At 58.0% G+C, this 21404-nt stretch carries 16 protein-coding genes; 9 read left to right on the forward strand and 7 right to left on the reverse strand.

Annotated features, from left to right (window positions below):
- The first annotated feature begins 203 nt into the window (after window positions 1-203).
- The 8 genes from U4Y88_RS19660 (at window position 204) to U4Y88_RS19695 (ending at window position 12821) form a co-directional block, all read left to right on the forward strand.
- Entirely contained in the window at window positions 204-3281 is a 3078-nt protein-coding gene (locus tag U4Y88_RS19660; protein WP_321785754.1) for a type I restriction endonuclease subunit R, read from the forward strand.
- The gene (locus tag U4Y88_RS19665; protein WP_321785756.1) at window positions 3271-4584 is read left to right on the forward strand and encodes a restriction endonuclease subunit S; all 1314 of its coding nucleotides are present in this window, start codon (window positions 3271-3273) and stop codon (window positions 4582-4584) included. The genes U4Y88_RS19660 and U4Y88_RS19665 overlap by 11 nt, the downstream gene beginning before the upstream one ends.
- Window positions 4581-5783, forward strand: coding sequence for an anticodon nuclease (locus U4Y88_RS19670; RefSeq protein WP_321785758.1), 1203 nt, complete (start codon window positions 4581-4583; stop codon window positions 5781-5783). Before U4Y88_RS19665 ends, U4Y88_RS19670 begins: the two co-directional genes overlap by 4 nt.
- Complete coding sequence (locus U4Y88_RS19675) at window positions 5780-7399, forward strand: type I restriction-modification system subunit M (protein WP_321785759.1); 1620 nt, start codon at window positions 5780-5782, stop codon at window positions 7397-7399. Before U4Y88_RS19670 ends, U4Y88_RS19675 begins: the two co-directional genes overlap by 4 nt.
- 1447 nt (window positions 7400-8846) lie before the next feature.
- Window positions 8847-9290, forward strand: coding sequence for a hypothetical protein (locus tag U4Y88_RS19680; protein WP_321785761.1), 444 nt, complete (start codon window positions 8847-8849; stop codon window positions 9288-9290).
- 167 nt (window positions 9291-9457) lie between these two features.
- Window positions 9458-11023 carry a recombinase family protein gene (locus U4Y88_RS19685; RefSeq protein WP_321785763.1) on the forward strand — a complete coding sequence of 522 codons (1566 nt, stop codon included), beginning with the start codon at window positions 9458-9460 and terminating at the stop codon, window positions 11021-11023.
- A gap of 29 nt (window positions 11024-11052) precedes the next feature.
- Window positions 11053-11922 (forward strand): plasmid partitioning protein RepB C-terminal domain-containing protein, encoded by an 870-nt coding sequence (locus tag U4Y88_RS19690; protein WP_415774473.1) that lies wholly within the window; start codon window positions 11053-11055, stop codon window positions 11920-11922.
- Window positions 11919-12821, forward strand: a complete 903-nt coding sequence (locus U4Y88_RS19695; RefSeq protein ID WP_321785767.1) for a plasmid partitioning protein RepB C-terminal domain-containing protein — start codon at window positions 11919-11921, stop codon at window positions 12819-12821. The genes U4Y88_RS19690 and U4Y88_RS19695 overlap by 4 nt, the downstream gene beginning before the upstream one ends.
- Window positions 12822-12911: 90 nt before the next feature.
- Here U4Y88_RS19695 and U4Y88_RS19700 read toward each other — a convergent pair whose 3' ends face one another.
- Window positions 12912-13427 (reverse strand): hypothetical protein, encoded by a 516-nt coding sequence (locus U4Y88_RS19700; RefSeq protein ID WP_321785769.1) that lies wholly within the window; start codon window positions 13425-13427, stop codon window positions 12912-12914.
- Between the two features lie 949 nt (window positions 13428-14376).
- On the opposite strand from U4Y88_RS19700, the gene U4Y88_RS19705 reads away from it, so the two are divergent.
- Window positions 14377-14499 (forward strand): hypothetical protein, encoded by a 123-nt coding sequence (locus U4Y88_RS19705; protein ID WP_321785770.1) that lies wholly within the window; start codon window positions 14377-14379, stop codon window positions 14497-14499.
- A 394-nt stretch (window positions 14500-14893) separates the two neighbouring features.
- Here the strand turns inward: U4Y88_RS19705 and U4Y88_RS19710 are convergent, their stop codons facing one another.
- From U4Y88_RS19710 to U4Y88_RS19735, 6 genes are all read right to left on the reverse strand, one after another.
- Window positions 14894-15208 (reverse strand): BPSL0761 family protein, encoded by a 315-nt coding sequence (locus U4Y88_RS19710; RefSeq protein ID WP_321785772.1) that lies wholly within the window; start codon window positions 15206-15208, stop codon window positions 14894-14896.
- Entirely contained in the window at window positions 15192-15527 is a 336-nt protein-coding gene (locus U4Y88_RS19715) for a hypothetical protein (protein WP_321785774.1), read from the reverse strand. Before U4Y88_RS19715 ends, U4Y88_RS19710 begins: the two co-directional genes overlap by 17 nt.
- Window positions 15528-15673: 146 nt before the next feature.
- Window positions 15674-17521 (reverse strand): TniQ family protein, encoded by a 1848-nt coding sequence (locus U4Y88_RS19720; protein WP_321785775.1) that lies wholly within the window; start codon window positions 17519-17521, stop codon window positions 15674-15676.
- A complete protein-coding gene (locus U4Y88_RS19725; RefSeq protein WP_321785777.1) occupies window positions 17518-18504 on the reverse strand; it encodes a TniB family NTP-binding protein in 987 nt (328 codons plus the stop codon). Before U4Y88_RS19725 ends, U4Y88_RS19720 begins: the two co-directional genes overlap by 4 nt.
- Window positions 18501-20534 carry a transposase gene (locus U4Y88_RS19730; protein WP_321785779.1) on the reverse strand — a complete coding sequence of 678 codons (2034 nt, stop codon included), beginning with the start codon at window positions 20532-20534 and terminating at the stop codon, window positions 18501-18503. The genes U4Y88_RS19725 and U4Y88_RS19730 overlap by 4 nt, the downstream gene beginning before the upstream one ends.
- Window positions 20531-21301: a hypothetical protein gene (locus U4Y88_RS19735; RefSeq protein ID WP_321785781.1), complete on the reverse strand. Its 771-nt coding sequence runs from the start codon at window positions 21299-21301 to the stop codon at window positions 20531-20533. The genes U4Y88_RS19730 and U4Y88_RS19735 overlap by 4 nt, the downstream gene beginning before the upstream one ends.
- Window positions 21302-21404: the final 103 nt, after the last annotated feature.

Here is a 21404-nt window from a genome sequence, read left to right on the forward strand (position 1 = left end):
GGAAATCGTTACCGGGTACGGATTTGCGAAGTCGGCGCTCGACCAGAGCCCGCGCGTCAACGCCTCCCGCGACAAATGAGCGGAATTTGGACCTCACACTGGCTAGCTTATAAGTCGGCGTAGTACATCCCAACGGACACAATACATAGCGACTCGCCACCCGCATTGCCTTCCGATCCATAGCCTACGAACGTTCCTCCTTCATGCCTTCATCCAAGTTCACCTACGATCTGCCGCCCGGAGCAACGAGCCCCGTCGTCAAAGAAGAGCACATCGAATACGGCCTCCTTGGCAAGCTTCAGAACTTGAAGTACGAATACCGCGACGAAATTCGCGATCGCGCCGCGCTGGAAAGGAACTTCCGGGAGAAATTCGAGGCACTCAATCGCGTCACGCTGACCGACGCCGAATTCGCCAGGCTCCTGGATGAAATAGTTACCGAGGATGTCTACACCGCTGCCAAGACCCTGCGCGGCATCAACGCCTTCACCCGCGACGACGGTACGCCGTTGAACTACACGCTGGTGAACATCAAGGACTGGTGCAAAAACCACTTCGAGGTCGTTCACCAGCTCCGCATCAACACCGACAACAGCCACCATCGCTACGACGTTCTCATCCTCATCAACGGCGTGCCCTGTGTGCAGATCGAGCTGAAGACCCTAGGCGTGAATCCACGCAGGGCAATGGAGCAGATCGTCGATTACAAGCGCGACCCGGGCAACGGCTACACGAAGACGCTGCTCTGCTTCATGCAGCTGTTCATCGTCAGCAACCGCGACCGCACCTACTACTTCGCCAACAACAACGTCCGCCACTTTGCCTTCAATGCGGACGAGCGCTTTCTGCCCATCTATGAGTTTGCAGGCGAGGACAACCGCAAGATCACCCAACTCGACGAGTTCGCCGATCATTTTCTGAGAAAATGCAACCTCGGCCGCACCATCAGCCGCTACATGGTGCTGCTTGCAGGTGAGCAAAAGCTTATGATCATGCGGCCCTATCAGGTCTATGCCGTGCAGCACATCATCAAGTGCATCGACGAAGACAATGGCAACGGCTACATCTGGCATACCACGGGCAGTGGCAAGACGCTCACCTCCTTCAAGACCTCAACGTTGCTGAAGGAAAACGAGCACATTCACAAGTGTGTGTTTGTCGTGGACCGGAAGGACCTCGACCGCCAAACACGGGAGGAATTCAACAGGTTCCAGGAAGGCTGCGTCGAAGAAAACACCAACACCGCCGCCCTCGTGCGCCGCCTGCTTTCAGAGGACTACGCCGACAAGGTCATCGTCACCACCATTCAGAAGCTCGGCCTCGCGCTGGACGAAAACAGCAAGCGCAATAAGCAGCGCAGCAAAAACGGCCAGGCCACCTACAAAGAACAGCTCGAAGCACTGCAGGACAAGCGCATTGTCTTCATCTTCGACGAATGTCACCGTTCGCAGTTTGGCGACAATCACAAGGCCATCAAAGCATTTTTCCCGAAGGCGCAGCTCTTCGGTTTCACCGGCACGCCGATATTTGGTGGACCCAACGGCAACGCCAGTCGCATAAAAATCGACGGTGAGGTGGCCTCGTATCGGACCACCGAGGAGCTCTTCCACAAGCAGCTCCACGCCTACACCATCACCCATGCCATCGAGGATGGCAACGTCCTGCGCTTCCACGTCGACTACTTCAAGCCCGAGGGTAAGAACCCACCAAAGCCCGGCGAAGCCATTGCCAAGAAGGCCGTCATCGAGGCCATTCTCGCCAAGCACGATGCAGCCACCGGCGGGCGCCGCTTCAACGCTATCCTCGCCACCGCGTCCATCAACGACGCCATCGAATACCACGCTCTGTTCAAGACCATGCAGGCGGACAAGCAGGCCGCCGATCCCGATTTCAAGCCGCTGAACATTGCCTGCGTCTTCTCCCCGCCGGCCGAGGGCGACCCAGACGTCAAGCAGATCCAGGAAGACCTGCCGCAGGAACAAGTGGACAACGAAGAAGATCCCGAGGGCAAGAAAGCTGCGCTCAAGGCCGTCCTCGCCGACTACAACGCCCGCTACGGTACCAACCATCGTTTGAGCGAGTTCGACCTCTACTACCAGGATGTGCAGCAGCGCATCAAGGACCAGCAGTGGCCCAATGCCGACTATCCGGCCGCTCAGAAGATCGACGTCACCATCGTGGTGGACATGCTGCTCACCGGCTTCGATTCCAAATTTCTGAACACGCTCTATGTGGACAAGAACCTCAAGCACCATGGCTTGATCCAAGCGTTCTCCCGCACCAATCGCGTGCTCAATGGCACCAAGCCTTACGGCAACATCCTCGACTTTCGCCAGCAGCAAGATTCCGTCGATGCTGCCATCGCCCTCTTCTCCGGAGAGAAGACCGACAAGCAGGCGCGGGAAATCTGGCTCGTGGACAAGGCGCCTTTGGTCATCCAGAAGCTGGAGACCGCAGTGCAGAAGTTGGACGACTTCATGACGTCCCAGGGCCTTGCCTGCACGCCATCCGCCGTAGCCAACCTGAAGGGCGACGAGGCCCGCGCCGCCTTCATCAGCCACTTCAAGGAAGTCCAGCGACTCAAAACCCAGCTGGACCAATACACCGACCTCAGCGAAGACAACAAGGCCGCCATCGAGCAGGTGCTGCCCGATGAAAACCTGCGCGGCTTCAAAGGCCAGTATCTTCAAACTGCCAAAGAGCTCAGAGCGCAGCAGGGCAAAGACGTCAAGGAAGTTGATGGCCCCGGCAACGATGACCCCGTGGACCAGCTCGACTTCGAGTTTGTCCTCTTCGCTTCCGCCGTCATCGACTACGACTACATCATGGGCCTTATTGCCAAGTTCTCCGCCAAGGGGCCCGGCAAGGCCAAGATGACTCGCGAGGAACTGATCGGGCTCATCAGCGCCGATGCCAAGTTCATGAACGAGCGCGACGACATCGCCGAATACATCGGCACACTCCAGGCCGGCGAAGGCCTCTCTGAGGCCGCCATCCGCGACGGCTACACCCGCTTCAAGGCAGAGAAGAACTCGAAGGAACTCGCCAACATCGCAGCGAAGCACGGCCTCACCACCGCCGCCCTTCAAAGCTTCGTGGACGGCATCCTCGACCGCATGATCTTCGATGGCGAGCAACTCAGTGACCTGATGACCCCACTCAACCTCGGCTGGAAAGCCCGCACCAAGGCCGAACTCGCCCTCATGGATGACCTCCACTCCCTCCTCACTAAACGCGCCGGTGGCCGCGACATTTCAGGACTCAGTGCGTATGAGCAGTAAGACGAAAGCCACCGCAACGGCGGAAGAGGCTAAGCCTGCACAAATACCGAAGCTGCGGTTTCCGGAGTTTCGGAAAGAAGATGAATGGCAGGTGAAGAAGCTTAATGAGTTGTTGTTTGAGCCAAAAAAGCGGAACAGGAGTCTTGAATTTGGGCCTGCCGATGTCCTATCCGTGTCTGGCCAGCACGGGTGCGTGAATCAGATCGAGTTCATGGGCCGCTCGTATGCGGGCGTAAGCGTGAAGGACTATCATATCGTCGAGACCGGCGACATTGTTTACACGAAGAGCCCGCTAAAGAAGAACCCCTTTGGCATTATCAAAGTGAACAAAGGAAAACGAGGCATCGTTTCGACTTTGTATGCCGTCTATCGGCCTTTTGCCAACTGCTCCGGAATCTACTTGGATCACTTCTTTTCCGGGGACTACAACCTCAATGCCTATTTGCAACCCCTCGTAAAGAAGGGCGCGAAGAACGACATGAAGGTCAACAACACAGATGTGCTCAAAGGCGACATCTGTGTTCCCAAGTTCGCCGAACAGCAGAAAATCGCCAAGTGCTTGAGTTCGATGGACGAGCTGATCGCCGCGCAAGCGCGGAAAGTGGGCGTGCTCAAGACCCATAAAAATGGGCTGATGCAGCAGCTTTTCCCCCGCGAAGACAAAACATTTCCGAGCCTTCGGCTTCCGGAGTTTCAAGGGAAAGAGGGTTGGAAAAGTTTGCCACTCGCCGCTTTGGCCGACAAGATTATGGTCGGAATCGCTAGTGCAGCCACTCATGCATATCGTGAAACTGGCGTGCCTATGCTAAGGAATCAAAATATTAAGGAGGGTGGAATTGACGATTCTAGCCTTCTATTTATCGATCCGATTTATGAAGCGACTCACAAAAATAAACGATTGAAAGCAGGCGATGTCATAACAGTAAGAACTGGCTACCCTGGTTTGTCTGCGGTAGTTACCAAGTCTTATGAGAACGCACAGTGTTTTACATCCCTAATAACTCGCCCCAAAGCTGATATTTTGGATTCAAATTATCTCTGTCTATATATAAACTCTCCTATTGGGAAAAAGTTCATGTTGGGAGCAGAGGCTGGCGGGGCGCAAAAAAACGTCAATGCCGGGACATTAGGAACACTCGAGGTCTATTTCCCGCAACTTGAAGAGCAACGAAAAATAGCCTCGATTCTCAGTAATTTCGACGCCCTGATCAGCGCCGAAACCCAAAAGCTCGAAGCCCTCGCGATCCATAAAAAAGGGCTGACACAGCAGCTTTTCCCATCCGCGGAAGGCATTGACGCATGAGCACCAAGCCGAAGATCAACAAGTACACCAACCTCAGGACACTCGCGAGGAAGCTGCGTGACGATCTGGGCGGTGTCGATCTCATCCTTCTGTATGCCTACAACCGCACGGGCAAGACGCGGCTGTCGATGGAGTTTAAGGACGAGGGGAAGCGCAAGAACGACGGCGCTCCCGACACCCTCTACTTCAATGCCTTTACCGAAGACTTGTTCACTTGGGACAACGATTTAGACGGTGATGCTGTCCGGCGGCTTCAGCTCAATCCCAACTCCAGCTTCTTCAATGGCCTGAAAGACCTCGCACTGGACGAAACGATCGCGGGCTACCTCGACCGTTACGCGGACTTCGATTTCGACATTGACTACGAGACATGGAAGGTCTCTTTCCGCAAAGGTGAAGCCGAGAACATCAAGATCTCCCGTGGCGAGCAAAATATCTTCATTTGGTGCCTCTTCATGGCCATTTGCGAGCGGATGCTCGACGGCCACGTCTCCTATCAATTAAACAAATATCTCTACATTGATGACCCCATCTCTTCACTGGACGACAACAACGCCATCGCCGTGGCTTGCGACCTCGCCCAACTCCTGCGCCGGGCTGTGAGCCGCAAAGGCCAGGACAGCACTCCCGCGCCCATCAAGGTTGTTTTCTCGTCCCATCACGCCCTTTTCTTCAACGTGATGTGCAACGAGATTGGCAGAGCAAAAGAGGGCGAGTCGAGGGTGACCCACAAGCGCTACTTTCTGCACCGCCCGAACGGAGACGGCGTATATACCCTGCGGGCCACCGAAGACACGCCCTTCTTCCATCACGTCGCGTCACTCGCTGAGCTCCAACTTGCCGCCGCCCCCAGCACCGGCAAGCTATACACCTTCCATTTCAACGCCCTGCGCAGCATCATGGAAAAAACGGCATCGTTCTTCGGCCACGCTGACATCTCCTTCTGCCTTAAGGCGCTGAGCATCGAGGAAGACCGTGCACTCTACAATCGCGCACTGAACCTCCTCAGTCATGGCAAATACGCCATCCACGAACCGACCGAAATGGGGGAGGACAACAAAGAGCTGTTCCGGCGCATTCTGGAAGACTTCACCACCAAATTCCAATTTGACCTGCCTGACATTCTTGAGACGGCGCCGACACCGACACCAGCCGCAGCACCCGCAGTAACCGCCACCGCACCTGCCACGATCCCATGAAAGAATCCAAACAAAAGCAACTCAACCAGACCCTCTGGACCATCGCGGACCAACTGCGCGGCGCCATGGATGCGGACGACTTCCGCGACTACATGCTGTCCTTTCTTTTCCTGCGCTACCTTTCGGAAAATTATGAAACGGCGGCGAAGAAGGAGTTGGGGCGGGACTACCCTGATGTGGGAAGCGACATCCGCAAGGTGCCGCTGGCGCTCTGGTATGCGAACAACGCTGACGACATCCCGGCGTTAGAGAAGCAGATGCGCCGCAAGGTGCATTACGTCATTCAGCCCGCGCATCTCTGGAACAGCATCGCCAACCTGGCCCGCACCCAAGACGCAGAGCTGCTAAACACGCTGCAAGCGGGATTCAAGTACATCGAGACGGAATCCTTCGAGAGCACGTTTCAGGGTCTGTTCTCCGAGATCGATCTGAGTTCCCCGAAGCTCGGCAAAACCTACGCCGACCGGAACGCTAAGCTCTGCGCCATCATCCAGAAAATCGCCGAAGGACTGGCGGAGTTCTCCACCGACATCGACGCGCTGGGCGATGCCTATGAATACCTGATAGGCCAGTTTGCCGCTGGGTCCGGCAAGAAGGCAGGCGAGTTCTACACCCCGCAGCAGATTTCCGACATCCTCTCCACCATCGTCACGCTGGACAGTCAGGAACCGAAAACCGGGACCAAGAAGCGGCTGGAAAGCGTGCTGGACTTTGCCTGTGGCTCTGGCTCGCTGTTGCTCAACGTGCGCAAGAAAGTGGCCAAGGCAAACGGCACGATCGGCAGAATCTTCGGCCAGGAAAAGAACATCACGACCTACAACCTCGCACGCATGAACATGCTGTTGCACGGGGTGAAAGACACTGAGTTCGAGATCTTCCACGGGGATACCCTGCTTAACGAGTGGGACATGATGCGGGAGCAGAACCCGGCCAAGAAGCCCAGCTTTGACGCCATCGTTGCCAACCCGCCCTTCAGCTACCGCTGGGAACCGACCGAAGCGCTGGCCGACGACGTGCGCTTCAAGAGCCACGGCCTCGCGCCCAAGTCCGCTGCCGACTTCGCTTTCCTGCTGCACGGCTTCCACTACCTCAAAGACGAAGGCGTGATGGCCATCATCCTGCCGCACGGTGTGCTGTTCCGAGGTGGGGCGGAAGAACGCATTCGCACCAAGCTGCTGAAGGACGGGCACGTCGACACGGTGATCGGCCTGCCCGCCAATCTGTTCTATTCCACTGGCATCCCCGTCTGCATCCTGGTGTTGAAGAAGTGCAAGAAGCCGGACGATGTCCTGTTCATTAACGCAAGCGGGCCGGAGCACTTCGAGAAAGGCAAACGCCAGAACCAGCTCAAGCCCGAGCACATCGCCAAGATCATCAAGACCTACCAGTTCCGCGAGGAAGAGGCGCGCTACTCACGCAAGGTGGAGATGGCCGAGATCGAGAAGAACGATTTCAACCTGAACATCTCGCGCTATATCAGTACGGCGGTGAACGAGACGGAGATTGTTCTGGATGAGACTCACCAAGAGCTGGTGGAGATTGAAAAGGCGATTGCGGCTGCGAAGGACAAGCACAACGCTTTCCTGAGAGAACTGGGTTTGAAGCCGTTGCCATAGGCGCTCTCACTGACTTGTCCGTGCAGGCCCCGGTCTCAGCCTGCGCAAAGATGGTCCGGCACGCGGCTGTACCAGGCGACCCAGCGTGGTTTGCGCGACCCGGCGCCCGCCGTGGCTGCCGGTCGATGGCTTGCACGCAGGGCTCCAGGAAGATTGTGAACCTGCATGGTCTCGAGGCTTATGCCGCGTAACAACCGCTCCGAGCGTCACCCACTGATGCGCGCCTGCCTCTGTAGCGTATCGTTCTTGCGAACAGTTGGCAGTTACTTCCGGTGCGATGTCGACGAGACGAGGAAGCTGTCTGTCGTCACCGTCTGCTGATGGCCGTTCGCAACTGAACGCGGAGTGCCACGTTCGTGTCAGTTTGGCCACTATGCCTCATCTCGTCAGCGCGCTTCGACAGGTGAGATGGTGTATCGGTGGTCCGTCGCTGCCGGTATGCAGCCCGGTTCGCGCGCGCATCATGAAGTACATGGTGTCGGCCACCCTGCACGCGGAAATATTGCTCCTTCGCCACTGGATCGATCCTTGAACAGATGAGCTTCTCTTTCCAGCCTGCAGGCCGTCCGCCAAGCAGATCCCACAGGGGTAGCGTCAGCTCCCACCAACGGGGCAAGCTTCTAATAAGGAGTTTGCTCCGTTTTTACATTCCAGCCTCGATTTTCGCGCGACAAAATCGGCAGGCGAGCACCATCCTGCTTCAAATTAGCATCTTTTTCAACGAAGAAATTATTTTATTGATTGCCGGCGCGTGATCGATAATTATTTCAGGATTTTTCCGTCATGAATTTAAAATCCTAAATTTTTACATAGTGCATTGAAATTTATGGATATTTTTCGATAAAATTGCGCGATCGATTTCACTGGTGCAACGGCAATATTCTATGCTTTAAAGCTCGAAGGCTTTAATGTCGGGAGATTTTCGGCGTCATAGAATAAAAAAGCCCGGAAGACCTTGGCAGTCGACCGGGCTACAACGAAGCTCCAATTTTTCACGAACACTGAGAATTTATTTTTATCTCAGTGACACGTTTTTCACTATCTCTGAAAACCTACACCTGTAGCGATACCCAAAACATGAGATTTTTGGGCCCGTCAGATAAGGCGCCGCAGATTGTGGGACGCATCGGATGAGACTCGGGGAAGCATCGCGTGAGATTGTTCGCCACGCGCCTGGGTCCGCATGATTAGGAGCTCCCTTCTTGGCGAGGCTCTCCCATCGCCATCACCCATCGGGCGGTCGTTAGCGAACCATTTCGATGCACACCGACGGTCAGAAAATGTCCAAGTTTCTTAGACTGGCCTACTAACGCGACAAGCTAATGGCGATGGCCGTTTAACGAAGCAATTACCGGGTAGCCCCTCTCTATTCCGTTTCGGGCCAGTGGTTTCACGGCTGGTTGAGGCGTCGGCGTTCGCCAGTCGCAACCCGACATGGAGGGCACGCATGAAATCCCCCCGCCTCCGTCTCGCCTGCGGCAACGCCTTCGTGCCGCTGGTGCATGTTCCCCGTCAGAAATACTGCTCCTCGAAGGCGTGCCAGCGCGCCCGTCGGCGCGACTGGCAGAGAAACCGACTCCATAACGACAGCGACTATCGAGACAACCAGGCCCGCGCCCAAGCGAAATGGCGCGCAGCCCACTCGGGCTACTGGCGCGAATATCGAGCTGCCCATCCGGCGTATCGAGAGCACAACCGCAGCATGCAGCGGTTGCGCAACGCGCGGCGGAGCGTCAGGCCAATTGCAAAGATGGACGTCATCCGCCTCCCCCGGTCGCTCGGCTCGGGCTTCTACCTGCTATCGCACGCGGGCGACACCGGAATTGCAAAAATGGACACGTGGACGGTTCACATTGCCGTGCTGTCTGCGCCGATAGCGCCACCGACGTGATTGCAAAGAGATGACCTGATACGCATTGGTGTCAGGCCTGCTACCTTTGCCTTGTCGCCGTTCGCTTTCGAATGCGACCTCCTGATGTGAAGCCGCGACGCTCGCATCCGACGCTGACTCGCGTCCGGTGCCTGCCGCGTGTCCGTCTCTGAGTTGCGGGGTGGAGCATGTCATTCAATAACGCGGATGCACCGGCCGTCGCTAGTTCGTCTGCCGGGCGCGCAGCGGAGTACGTGCGCATGTCGACCGAACATCAGCAGTATTCGACTGAGAATCAGCGCGACCGGATTCGGGACTACGCTGCCCGCCGCGGATTCCAAATCGTCCGCACGTATGCCGATGAGGGTAAAAGCGGTCTTCGAATTGACGGCCGCCAGGCACTTCAAAATCTCATCGCAGATGTCGTCAATGGCAAAGCGGACTTCTGCGTCATCCTCGTCTACGACGTGAGTCGATGGGGTCGATTCCAGGACGCCGACGAGAGCGCGTATTACGAGTACATCTGCCGCCGCGCAGGCATCCAGGTTGCGTACTGCGCCGAGCAGTTCGAGAACGACGGCTCACCTGTCTCGACCATTGTCAAAGGCGTAAAGCGGGCCATGGCCGGCGAATACAGCCGGGAGCTGTCGGCGAAGGTGTTCGCCGGCCAGTGCCGCTTGATTGAGATGGGCTTCCGGCAAGGAGGGCCAGCTGGCTATGGACTGCGCCGCGTGCTGGTCGACGACCACGGTCTCATGAAGACAGAACTGCGCCGCGGCGAACATAAAAGCCTGCAGACGGACCGGGTAATTCTCATGCCAGGACCGGAAAGCGAGGTGCGAACCGTCAACCTAATCTACGACTGGTTTATCGACGGGTCGCTCGATGAATACGAAATTGCCGCGCGTCTGAACGGCATGCGCGTGCGGACTGACCTTGACCGGGAATGGACTCGAGCCACGGTACGAGAGGTGCTGACCAACGAGAAGTACATCGGCAACAACGTGTACAACCGTGTGTCTTTCAAGCTGAAGAAGATGCGCGTGACCAACACGCCTGACATGTGGATTCGAAAGGAAGGCGCGTTCGAGGCAATCGTGCCGAGCGAGACGTTCTACACCGCTCAGGGCATCATGCGAGCACGAGCGCGTCGCTATTCAAACGAGGAGCTAATCGAGCGGCTGCGCAACCTGTACCGAAGTCGTGGGTTTCTGTCCGGCGTCGTGATTGATGAAACCGATGGCATGCCTTCCACGTCGGTCTATGTGTACCGCTTCGGAAGCCTGATTCGCGCCTACCAGACTGTCGGCTTTACACCCGGCCGGGACTATCGTTACATCGAAACCAACCGGTTCCTCCGGCATTTGCATCCAGAAATCGTCGCGCAAACGGAGACGAAAATCGCAGATTTGGGTGGCTCGGTGATGCGCGACCCGGCGACCGACCTGCTGACGGTCAATGATGAGTTCACAGCCTGCATTGTGCTCGCGCGCTGTCAGGCGCATGACAATGGCCGCAATCACTGGAAGGTGCGCTTTGATACCAGCCTGCTGCCGGACATCACGGTTGCCGTGAGGCTCGACCAGGCGAATGAATCGACCCTCGACTATTACCTGTTGCCGCACCTGGATTTTTGCCAACCGCGCATCCATCTGGCAGACCAGAATCCCATCGAGTTTGAGAGCTATCGCTTCGATACGCTGGATTACCTCTATGGCATGGCGGAACGCGCCCGTCTCAGGAGAGTAGCGTGAATACGCGGCAGCAGACCGGTGAAATCCGCATGGTCCCCGTCTCCCAGATTGAAGTTCTCAATCCGCGAGAACGGAATGGTCGCGTCTTCAAGGAAATCGTCGACAACATCAAGACCATCGGGCTCAAAAAGCCTATCGTGGTCACGCCGCGAGCCACGGCCAGCGGCATCGAAAAATATCTGCTCGTGTGCGGCGAGGGGCGACTGAAGGCGTTCCGCACGCTCGGCGAAACGACTATTCCCGCCCTCGTGGTGAGCGTCAGCGATGAGGACGCGTTCGTCATGAGTCTGACGGAAAACATCGCGCGCAGACAGTGTCGGCCCATCGAACGGCTTGCCGGCATTCGGCTGTTGCAGCAGCAAGGGTATGCGCCGAAGGTCATCGCCGAAAAAACAGGTCTCACGTCGGCTTATGTTCACGGCATCCTGACGCTGCTGCATCAAGGAGAAGAGAGACTCGTGGTTGCAGTGGAGAAAGGCCTCGTCCCCCTGAACGCCGCACTCACGATTGTCGGCGCCGGTGATGATGACGCTGAAATACAGGCCGCACTCCAGGAGGCCTACGAGTCTGGCAAATTGCGGGGCAAGCAGTTGATGAACGCTCGCCGTGTCATCGAGCGCAGAAAAACGCTCGGGAGAAGCGCCACGCGTAATATGACCCGCAAGGCTGCTGCCGTGACGACATCGAGTCTCGTACGCACATATGAGCGCGAGGTGGAACGTCAAAAATCCATGGTCAGGAAGGCCGAATTCACACAACAGCGGCTGCTGTTTGTCGTCGGTGCATTGAGGCAACTGTTTGCCGATGAGAACTTCATCAACCTCCTGCGCGCGGAAGGGCTGGCCAGCCTGCCGAAATATCTTGCCGAACGCGTCTGGCCAAGCGGGAGCGTTACATGACTGGCGTCACTCTTGGATTCATCCCCGAGCCGTTGTCAGTGCCAGTCTGCAACATCCTGCCTTCGCGCAGGATACCGGCGCCCGTGGTCGAATCGCGAAAATACAAACAGATAAGGACCTCCATTGAGGAGGTGGGCCTCATCGAGCCGCTCTCTGTAACCGCTGCGGACCAGTCTTCCGGGCAACATGTTCTCCTGGATGGACATCTACGCTTGCACGCTATCCAGGACCTGGGGCAAGAGCGCGTTGCTTGTCTTGTCGCGACCGATGACGAAAGCTACACCTATAACAACCGTGTCAATCGCCTTTCGACAATCCAGGAGCACTATATGATAAGGCGCGTTGTCGACAAAGGCGTATCGCCTGAACGATTGGCGAAGGCTCTTTCCGTGGATGTATCGCTGATTGTAAAAAAGATGTCGCTGCTCGACGGCGTGTGTCCAGAGGCGGCCGAACTTCTCGGCGACCGGCAGTTCTCGCCGGAGCTGGTTCGCGCAATTCGCAAGATGAAGCCGACACGGCAGGTGGAATGCGTCGAGCTGATGGTGGCCGCGAACAATGTGACCGTCTCCTACGCCGAGGCATTGTTGGTGGCCACGCCTGCCGCGCTGCTCGTTGAAGGAAAGAAGCCAAGCAAACTCACCGGCGTCAGCCCGGAGCAGATGGCGAAAATGGAACGCGAAATGAGCAACCTGCAGGGCCAGTACAAGCTCGTGGAGCAGACTTACGGGCAGGACGTGCTGAATCTGGTGCTTGCGAAAGGCTACCTGGCCAAGCTCCTTGAAAACGAATCTGCACGTCAATATGTTGGCCAGCGCCACCCGGACTTGATGAGTGAGTTCGAGTCCATCATCGCAACGATTTCGCTGGACCAGCAGCAATTCAGCGCGGCCCTCTAAATTACCCGCGACATGGTTTTCGTCCACGTCGCGGGAGGCGCGCTGTGCGACGAGCGCCGCCGCATCGAGGCGAAGTCCAATGAAGAAAAGCTACTCGGTGGAGGACTCAATCAGATATTCGGCCTCCTGTTGCACGGCCTGCCACCCTTCTCGCAAAATCCGCGTTGCCTCCTCAACGAGCTCATCCGACAGGTCATAGCTCTCGATATCCGTGATGCCCATCATCGCGAGGTCAGACACCGAGGCCTCTCCATCCCAGATTCTCTGGTGAAGGGCATCGGAAATTACACCGGCATCGTCCGTGCCGTCATACAGAATTTCCTCAGCTACCATGCCAGCGACGCCGACAAGCGCCTTCCAGTTCGCAGGTAGGTCAGGAAAGGAAAACCCGGACGCGAGAGCAATGGCTCGCATCTCCTCGGGACAGGTACGAGGACGAAATTGCCCGCGCCACGCTGCCTCCTCCGGATTGCCGCTTTCGTTTCTCCACACGACAGCGTCACCAGCACCACCGAATCGTTCGTAGACCGTTTTATGGCCTGCCTCATGGTAAGCGGCCTTGCGCAGTTCCAGTTCGGCGATTTGTTCTTCGATGAGCTCAATCATGGTCGCTAGGCGTTCGGTCCAGTCAAAGGAACGTATAGCTTAGGTTCGCCCAGCTCCGAAGTCAGGTCATAACAATTTATGGTCCGATAAGAAACTTTGATGCGCCATTCCCCTTTGTTCTGCCATCGGAACGCTTATACCGTTCTGCAGTGCATTCGTGCCTGCCCGCCGAGTCATCGAGCCGCCGGGCAGGAGGGCCGCCCAACCCGACTGGTTGGCTTCGGTGGCACGATGCAATGCCGCTTGCGTGGACGGGGGCAGAACCACCGGCAGCGCGCAGGGGAAAGTCGAGACTGCGGGGATTAGCGTCTGAGATATCGGCAACGGGATGGCGAAGCTAGCGTCCCGGAGGACGCGTAGAGGCTGGCGGGCGAGGCGGCTCCATACCGGTGACAATACGGGTGGTGAAGCTGAGTGGAAGGCTTTCCCGGGCATACGCCGTAGGGAGGGCTGGGCTCAGCCTCACCACCCGGAGAGACTCAAACCCAAAGAGATGCTCAGGGCTGAGCCTTTTTGCGGAGATTGCAGAAACGTAGACAAGGGACCACTAGGCAATCCCATAAACCAGAATGCGGAAATCAAAACAGGGGAATGACACAACCGTTCAACCAGTATCGCGAGCAAGCTTGGCGCGACATCGCTCCAACTCCTTCGTGAGGGAATCTATTTCGGCTTGCATGTCACCTGCTCTCCGTAGAAGCCTACCGACTTCGTGCCAGTACGCAAACCCTAAATCGCCGTCTGTCACTGAAAGCTCGTGAATCTTCCGAAGTGCAATCTTGAGGTCCAGATTATTTTCCGAAGACATATATCCCTCCTTTGCGTCGGCGGAGCACGGTCACGGAGTCAGGCAGCCAGCCCGCAGCGGTCAGCCTGCCGCATCGCAAAGACATCTCGGGAATCAGTCGATGTCGTTCTCTGGCAAGCTCATCTGCGCAGCAGCTTGACCATGGTCGCCAAGGACATCGCGGCTGCCGCAACCGGGAAGCTGGTGCCGAACCAAATCGCGACGCGGTCGACATTCTTCTCCGTGATGAAGCGAAGTGAAGTCGCCATTCAGAGAGGCAACTGAATCGCTTCACGGTTTGCCATGATTGGGTCAGGAAACATCGGGACATTGCGGTCACCTGCTCCCGTTGCCACTCGCAGCCGCACGCAGTAGCTCACGCGTGCGCTTCATAAGCCAGGTCATCTCATCTCGGGAAAAATCCCACAGACGGGCGCCGACTTTCGCGCTCAGACCTTTTTCAACCCGCTGCAACGCGTCGTCCAGCGACAGGCCAGGCACAGACATCTTTCTCGACGCGTACTCCGCGAGTTGACCGGCAAGGTCCTCGCACACGTCATAGCGTGTCCAAAGCTCATCGTCTGTAAGTCCGGTGTGATACCGCCCGCCCATCTCTCGCACCAGGAGCTTGGGCTGTGCGCCAGACACAACTCCAGGCGCTGGCGCCCTCGGAAAATCGTCAGGAACCGTATGCCTTCCAGCCATCATCTTCTCCTCGGCTACGAACTTCGTCAGTATTGCTCTCGCCAGGGGCGTTTCCTTGACACAGCGGGGCTCCGGTAGAGCCTGGTTGTCGTTGTTCGGGTGCGCCCCAAACTTCGGGTAACGCAGCGCTCGACACGTCCAAATCGTTGTCGACCGGATAGTGCCTGAGCAAGCCGAGCGCCACCGTCTGGACAAGACCGCCGATGGTTATTTCGTCGGCACGCGCGAGCATCTGTAATAGCTCGCGGGTATCGGTAACGGCTTTCGTGCGCTCACGTGGCGTCGTCATCATCTTCTCCCTCAAGCAGGCGGTCGGTGACGTCGGTGTACGACGTCACCTCATATATTTCGCACCACCTTATCCAGACGTATTCAACATTCAACGACGAGCCTTTCCTGCCAATCAGCTCATAAATGCGTCCCGTCTCTGTCGTACCCTGTAAGGCAACGCGGTCGAATGCGACTATCGGGGAACTGACGCGACCGGACCAGTCGAACATGTCCACGCCAACGAAATGACGACTTCCATCCTCGGTCTCGAATATGCGCCATCGAGACAACGGAATCCTTGGCATTTCGGATGCGGGGCGCGGTTTCCAGATGGGCATCGCAGTCTCCTAGTGGTGGTAGAGAGCCATACGCTTCGTTTAGCCGGAGAGACCTGGCGGCACTCCGTGCGGGCCCGACCACGTCCCGACCGGCGCACGATTCGCCGGTCGGGACATGCCGGTCATTCGACGTGTCGCTCGCTGGTTCATGGCGTCGACGATGCGGGCACAAAAAGGTCGTAACCTTCTCTCGCACCAATAACCGCGAGCCGTCCGAGCTCGGCGATACGCAGCAGCCCGCCCCGCATGGCGCCGTCTGGCAGTTGCTTTGCGCCGACCAGCTCGACTCTGGGCAGAAGGCGCGACAGTGCCGACGACTTCGTGCCCATAGCACGGGCCAGGTCTGCCAGCGGAACGTAGGCTTGCCGGAACTCCAGCAACTGGTGCGGCAGCACGACCCGGCAAGTCTGACCACGTCTTTGAATCAGCTCCGACGCCAGCAGTCCTTCGTCCACCCAGTGTGAGATGGACTCCCATTTCCACCCCGTCGCTTTGGCCAGTTGCTGAATCGACATGCCGGCCTCAAGCAGCGGAGTGCCGAAATACTGCGACACATCTGTCATCAGAAAGGACATTTCGCCGAGATTCCGGCCGCGCACGACAGCTTTCACTTTGCCAGTTGCGATGGCTTGCATCAGCGACTCGATGGCCCTTCTGTCACCCATACGTCGGCTGGTCAGTTGCGCCCATGTGAGCGTCGCATCGTCGGCCACCGCCATGGGCTGTGCCCATCGTTCCACACGCTCATACAAATCCAGGACTGATTGACGTTCGACCGGACCGCCTTTCATCAGGTCTTCGCGCCAGCGCTTGTCTGACCGGACTACGCCGCCGGTTTTCATGCGTTCGAGCACGATGGGTGATACGCCCGCCAGCTCACTGGCATCGTCGTCGGAAATCCATCCGGCGCGTTGCCGCTGTATGCGCTCAACCTCAGCGCGCGGAATTTCGAATATCTGGCCGCGGGTGCCAGTGCGTTGCGCACGGTGCTCGCACTCGCCAGCGTCTATCGAGTCACGCAATCGTGAAGCGCTGACGCCAATAGTCTTCGCTGCAGCTGGCGCGCGCATGTAGCCCGTCGCATCTTCGGCGATGTCTTTGGCCGAATCCATGCCCAGAACACAGTCGGACTTCTGCGCGGCGACGTCGATGACGATTTGCAGCAGAGGTTCGAGAGTGGTGCCGAGGCAGAGCTTGCGCAGATTGATGTACCAGTCGCCGAGCAACGTGTTCAGAGTGCGGGCATCTTTACGACCGGCGGCAATGCGCTGCTCGACGTGATTCTGGAAGCCAGTCGGCCAGTCGGCGAGCAAGGCTTCGAGCGGCGAGAGAAATTCGACCGCTTCGGCGACGAATTTCGGCAATGCTGCGCTGCGCTCGGTGGTCTGGCGCGTCGGGTCCGCATATTGGCAGAGCGTGCGGATGACCTTCATCAGCACATTGATGTCGACGCCGTGCACAGCGGGCTTCATGCTGCAAGATTGGCGGCCATTGCTCGCAATCAGCGCCGATAGCCACTGCTGCGCGCGGGTCGCGGGGACACGCGGCAGGCTGCTCAGGTCGTGACCGCATTCGCACAATCCAATGTACAGCCGCTCCGGCGAGAGGTGCTTCCCGCAGGCGTTGCATTGGTCCACCAGCAGTACGCGATGCTGCGGACATGCCGTGACATAAGTGTGTTCCCAGTGATGTCGCAGGTAAGGCGACTCAGCCAGACACGCAGGACACACGGCGTCAGATTGCGCACGGTGCAGACGTCCCCATTCGCGGCAGAGGTCTTCCTGTTGTCGAGTGAATTCGCTCCATGCCGGTTCCACGCCAAGGTTACGGGCCACGTCGACCGTGCGCATCAGCAAAGCGCGGCGATTGCGCTCGACGCCCGCGGTGCTTGCCAGGTCCCGCCAACTGAAAAGCGCATTGTCGGCGGAGAGGCGTCGGTAGTAGCCCATCCCAGATTCGTCGTCGCGCGGTGCATAGGTGAGAACGAGGCTCATTTTTTATCTCCTGATTTTTTACGAACTGGCACAGACGCGGCGTTACTGGTCAGGACATGAACGTATGCCTGCTTCAGCGCCGCCGGTTCCACGCCTGCGTCGTCGATTCCAGAACCTTCGAACGCCAGCCTGTGAGGTGACCCCGCATGACTGACATCTTCCAGTGCCTTCTGGCAGTCGGCGTACGTAATGGGGCGTGGCGCTTCGTCTTTAATCACATTGGCCAACTCGCCCATGAAGTCGGCGAGCACGCCAATCAGGCCACCGGTGAGCAGGTAGCATTGCTGCGTCAGCACGCGGGCCGGCACGTCAATGGGATAACCTGCTGCCACGAACAGGCGTGCATAATTGACGACGCACGCAACGTAGGCGGTCATCTGCTCAGCATCCGTGGCGTCGTACGGCAGGAAGTTACGCGCAGGACAGGCACGACGGCGCAACTGTTCGTTTGCGGAAAAAAGCCGCTCGAGTCGCGGAATGCCGAAGAGAATCAGCGTTAAGGCGAGCGTGTCCGCCAGCGTCTTGAGCCAGTCGCTGGCCGCACGCGGAGGCACCCGCGACCCTTCGTCAACGAGGTGCGATATCTCGTCGAAAATCACGACACGTGTTCCGGCGAGGCGTATCTGCTTCACCATCAGCTCGAACATTGCGCCGGCCGTCATGCTGCCGGGGACCTGAATGCCTAATGCGCCGAGCACACTTTTGGGAAGCACTTTGGCCGTTGCGCCAACAGGCACTTCTACAACCAGCACGGGTACGTGGCGCCGTCCGTCGATGCGGGATTCAGGGTAGCCTCGCGACAGGTTGGCGATGAGCGAAGATTTGCCCACACCGCTCGGACCGGGTACGCGAACAATCTTTGGCGCGAAGCCAGCGAGAGTGTCATCGATGCGTCGTTTGAGCGCATTGAGGTGTTCCGCGAACATGGGATGGGGAAGTTCGCAGGCCTCAATATCGAGGCGTAGTTGTTGAGCAGGCGTCACAGCAATTTCTCTCCGGTGTTTCTGTTCACGATGTTCATCAAAGGCGCGTCGTCGTATGAAATGCCGTGAGACAGAATGTCTTCCGCCGTCGGCGATGGGCTGGTCGAAGGTGCGGGCCCAAACGGAGCTGCCGCCGAAAGCGGTCGGTCGATGGCCCGCTGGACTGCAGAGTTGTTTTTGGCACGCCGCACGGTTTCTTTGTTTTCCTCGCGCTTGCCGCGGGTCTTGCGCTTGGTGGTCGTTCTGCTTCCGGTGACCGCCTCATCCATGTCGCGCTCGAATTGCTCCTTTTCGGGCGGAACCGCCCAGTCGTCCATGCCCTCATCGAATCGGGCTTTGGCTTCCGCGAAGGTCCAGGCCGGTGTGTCCGGTCGAACGTGTTCGTGCGTTAACGTGACGAGTGGAAGGTCACTTCCCTCGTACACATACGCCTGACGGAAATCGTCCGGGTTGTAGACCACATGAAGTTCCGTGTGGTCGCCATACTTGGACAGCAGGTACGAAATGGCTTCGCCCTTGTACCTGAAGCCGTGCTTGAGCGTGATGCCCGTATGGGCGTTCAACGCGCACAGCTCGTGCTCGAAGAGTGCGGCCATCCATTCATGACGCGGCGGCGGCATGGTGATGGGCTGCCCCATTTCTTCGGTCTGGTGAGTCAGACGTTCAAGCGGCGTCTTACCTTTGACCGAATCGACCAGCAGCTCGTCCCAACAAAGCCGCTCAAGCGGGCTGTTGACCCAGTCCTCATAGAGCCACCGGACAATCCACTTCTCGAGTGCGTCGACCGTCATCAACTCGTCGCCCAACGCCTCCGGGTCGCGAACGCCATCCTTTCCTTCGAAGCGCGTGCACCCCTCGAGACGCTGCAGCGCCTCCTTGAGCGACCTGTTCAGGCGCTCGATGAATGGCTTGCCTTGAGCTTCTTTTGCTTTGCAGTGCTTGACGTCCATTCCCAGTCGTTCAAGGCGGAAGATTCGTCCGCCCTTTGTCTCCGGGCCGTTATCAAAAATCACCTGTGATGGCGTGCCATAAACGTTGAGGGCGTGAGCGATGCCGAGTTCGGCGAAGCGGGCAGCCTTCGCGGGCGTCAGATACATTTCGAGGCACAACAGAGAATCCATCTCGCGCGGCGAACCGATGACGAGATGCCATCCCACGGGATATCCGGTGCAGACATCAATCGCCAGTACCAGATAGACGGTCCGGGCGATGCCATGGGGCGTGCGCACGACGAATGGCAGGTGCAGCGCGTCCTGCTCGATGCGGGCGAACGGGAACGCCGCCCGGATACGTTTTTTCGCATATGACTTACCAGCGACACGGTCGAGCGGGTCCATGCGGTCGTATTCCGCATCGGGGCTCAGGTCGCGAATCCTCGCGCATACAAACTTGCGGCTGATAGCGTGCTTCGCGACATGCAGGCCGCGACGTCGAGCCTCACGGTCGATATATTTCGTCGTGTCGAGAATATTCCACTTCGATTCGGTGACCAGGTATTCGCTCTCGATGACCCCATCGACGAATTCGACAAGCCCCCTTGAATACCTGGCCGTCGTGTTGCCTTTATTCCTGTCGCCCCTGAGAACTGGAAGGCCGAGCTGTTGATTCTTGCGAGCGCGGTACAGCGTCGCGCGCGAGGGAAACGAACGGACCAGCAGTTGCCCCACTCGCTCCTTTTCGTACGCCTCGCGGGCCACAGGAATGGCTGCGTCAAACGAAATGCCGCGTTGCTCGCGGATTTCATCAATGCGCCGTAGGGCATAAGTCAGCACGCGGACCTGGTCGTGCAGTGCATGGTTGTCGTATTGAGCGGCGATGCTGACGCGCGGCATCCCTTTCCGATGTAGGACCAGGCTGCCTTCCGAAATCTGGGCTCGGAGGCGTGGTTCATCGACATACCGGTCCTCCCGTTTCTCTGCATCGAAGATGTGGATTGAGCCGGCATGGAGGCGGCTGTCCAGCACCTCGAAGTAGCTGTCCGACTTCCCCGGAGGAGCCAACTTGTCGCCGATGCGCAGGTCGGACTTCATGGCTGCAGTTCCTCAATCAGGCAGAGGTGGCTCAGGTCACCATACGCGGCCGACAGTTGCAGAGTCGCGCAGATGTGCTGATGCGCGAGGTCCGCCTGCAGCACGCCCGTCGCCAGCAACGGAGGAATCAGGCCCGTCTGAATCTGGAGGTCGGTGCACAGCGCGCGCTGCAGTACCGGACCCGATTCGCAATAGCGTTCGACGCGGTCGATGATGTCCGGCGTCACGTATTCGCGCGCACGCACTATCGCGGGCTTCAGCAGTTGCGCGTTGACGATGGCCGGGTGTCGTTCATCGGCTGGGACGACCACCATGGATAGCGGGTAACAGTACGCCTCCATGATTTCCCGAGCCCGCTCAACCTTGGCCCAGTACCGACCATCACCCTCGAAGCCTTCGAGCTTGACCTCGTATGCGCGCTGCAGGCCATCGGCCTGAACGGTGGCGAAGTCGGGCGTGTACTCCGCCTCGCCTGCGCGACCACCGCGCGCTTTGCGTGCTTCTGTCAGCTCCTCACGCGTGAACAGCAGCCGCTCCAGAATCAGGTCGACGGTGAACGGTTGCTGCTTGAAGGAGCGCACGCGTGGGTCGATGGACAACATATGCGCGACAAGGCGCTCCGGGTCAGACTCCACGGTGATGTGGCCGGCGGCTTTTTCGGCATAGGTGCCGATGCGGGCCTTGCCATAGGTCCGGGCCGTCGACCGGATGCCGGCGTTCGCCGCGCTCCGGCGATTACGGACGCCATAGGACGGTGCGCTTCTCATTTCGCGCCTCCGCCCAGGGTCTGCAGCTGACCCTGTGTTGAGATGGTCGTCCAGCGTGTACCTGCGACCAGGGTGGCCGATACCTTGGTTTGTAACGTTTTTG

Origin of the sequence: Paraburkholderia sp. J94 (assembly GCF_905220285.1) — a bacterium.
GTDB classification, from domain to species: domain Bacteria; phylum Pseudomonadota; class Gammaproteobacteria; order Burkholderiales; family Burkholderiaceae; genus Paraburkholderia; species Paraburkholderia tropica_A.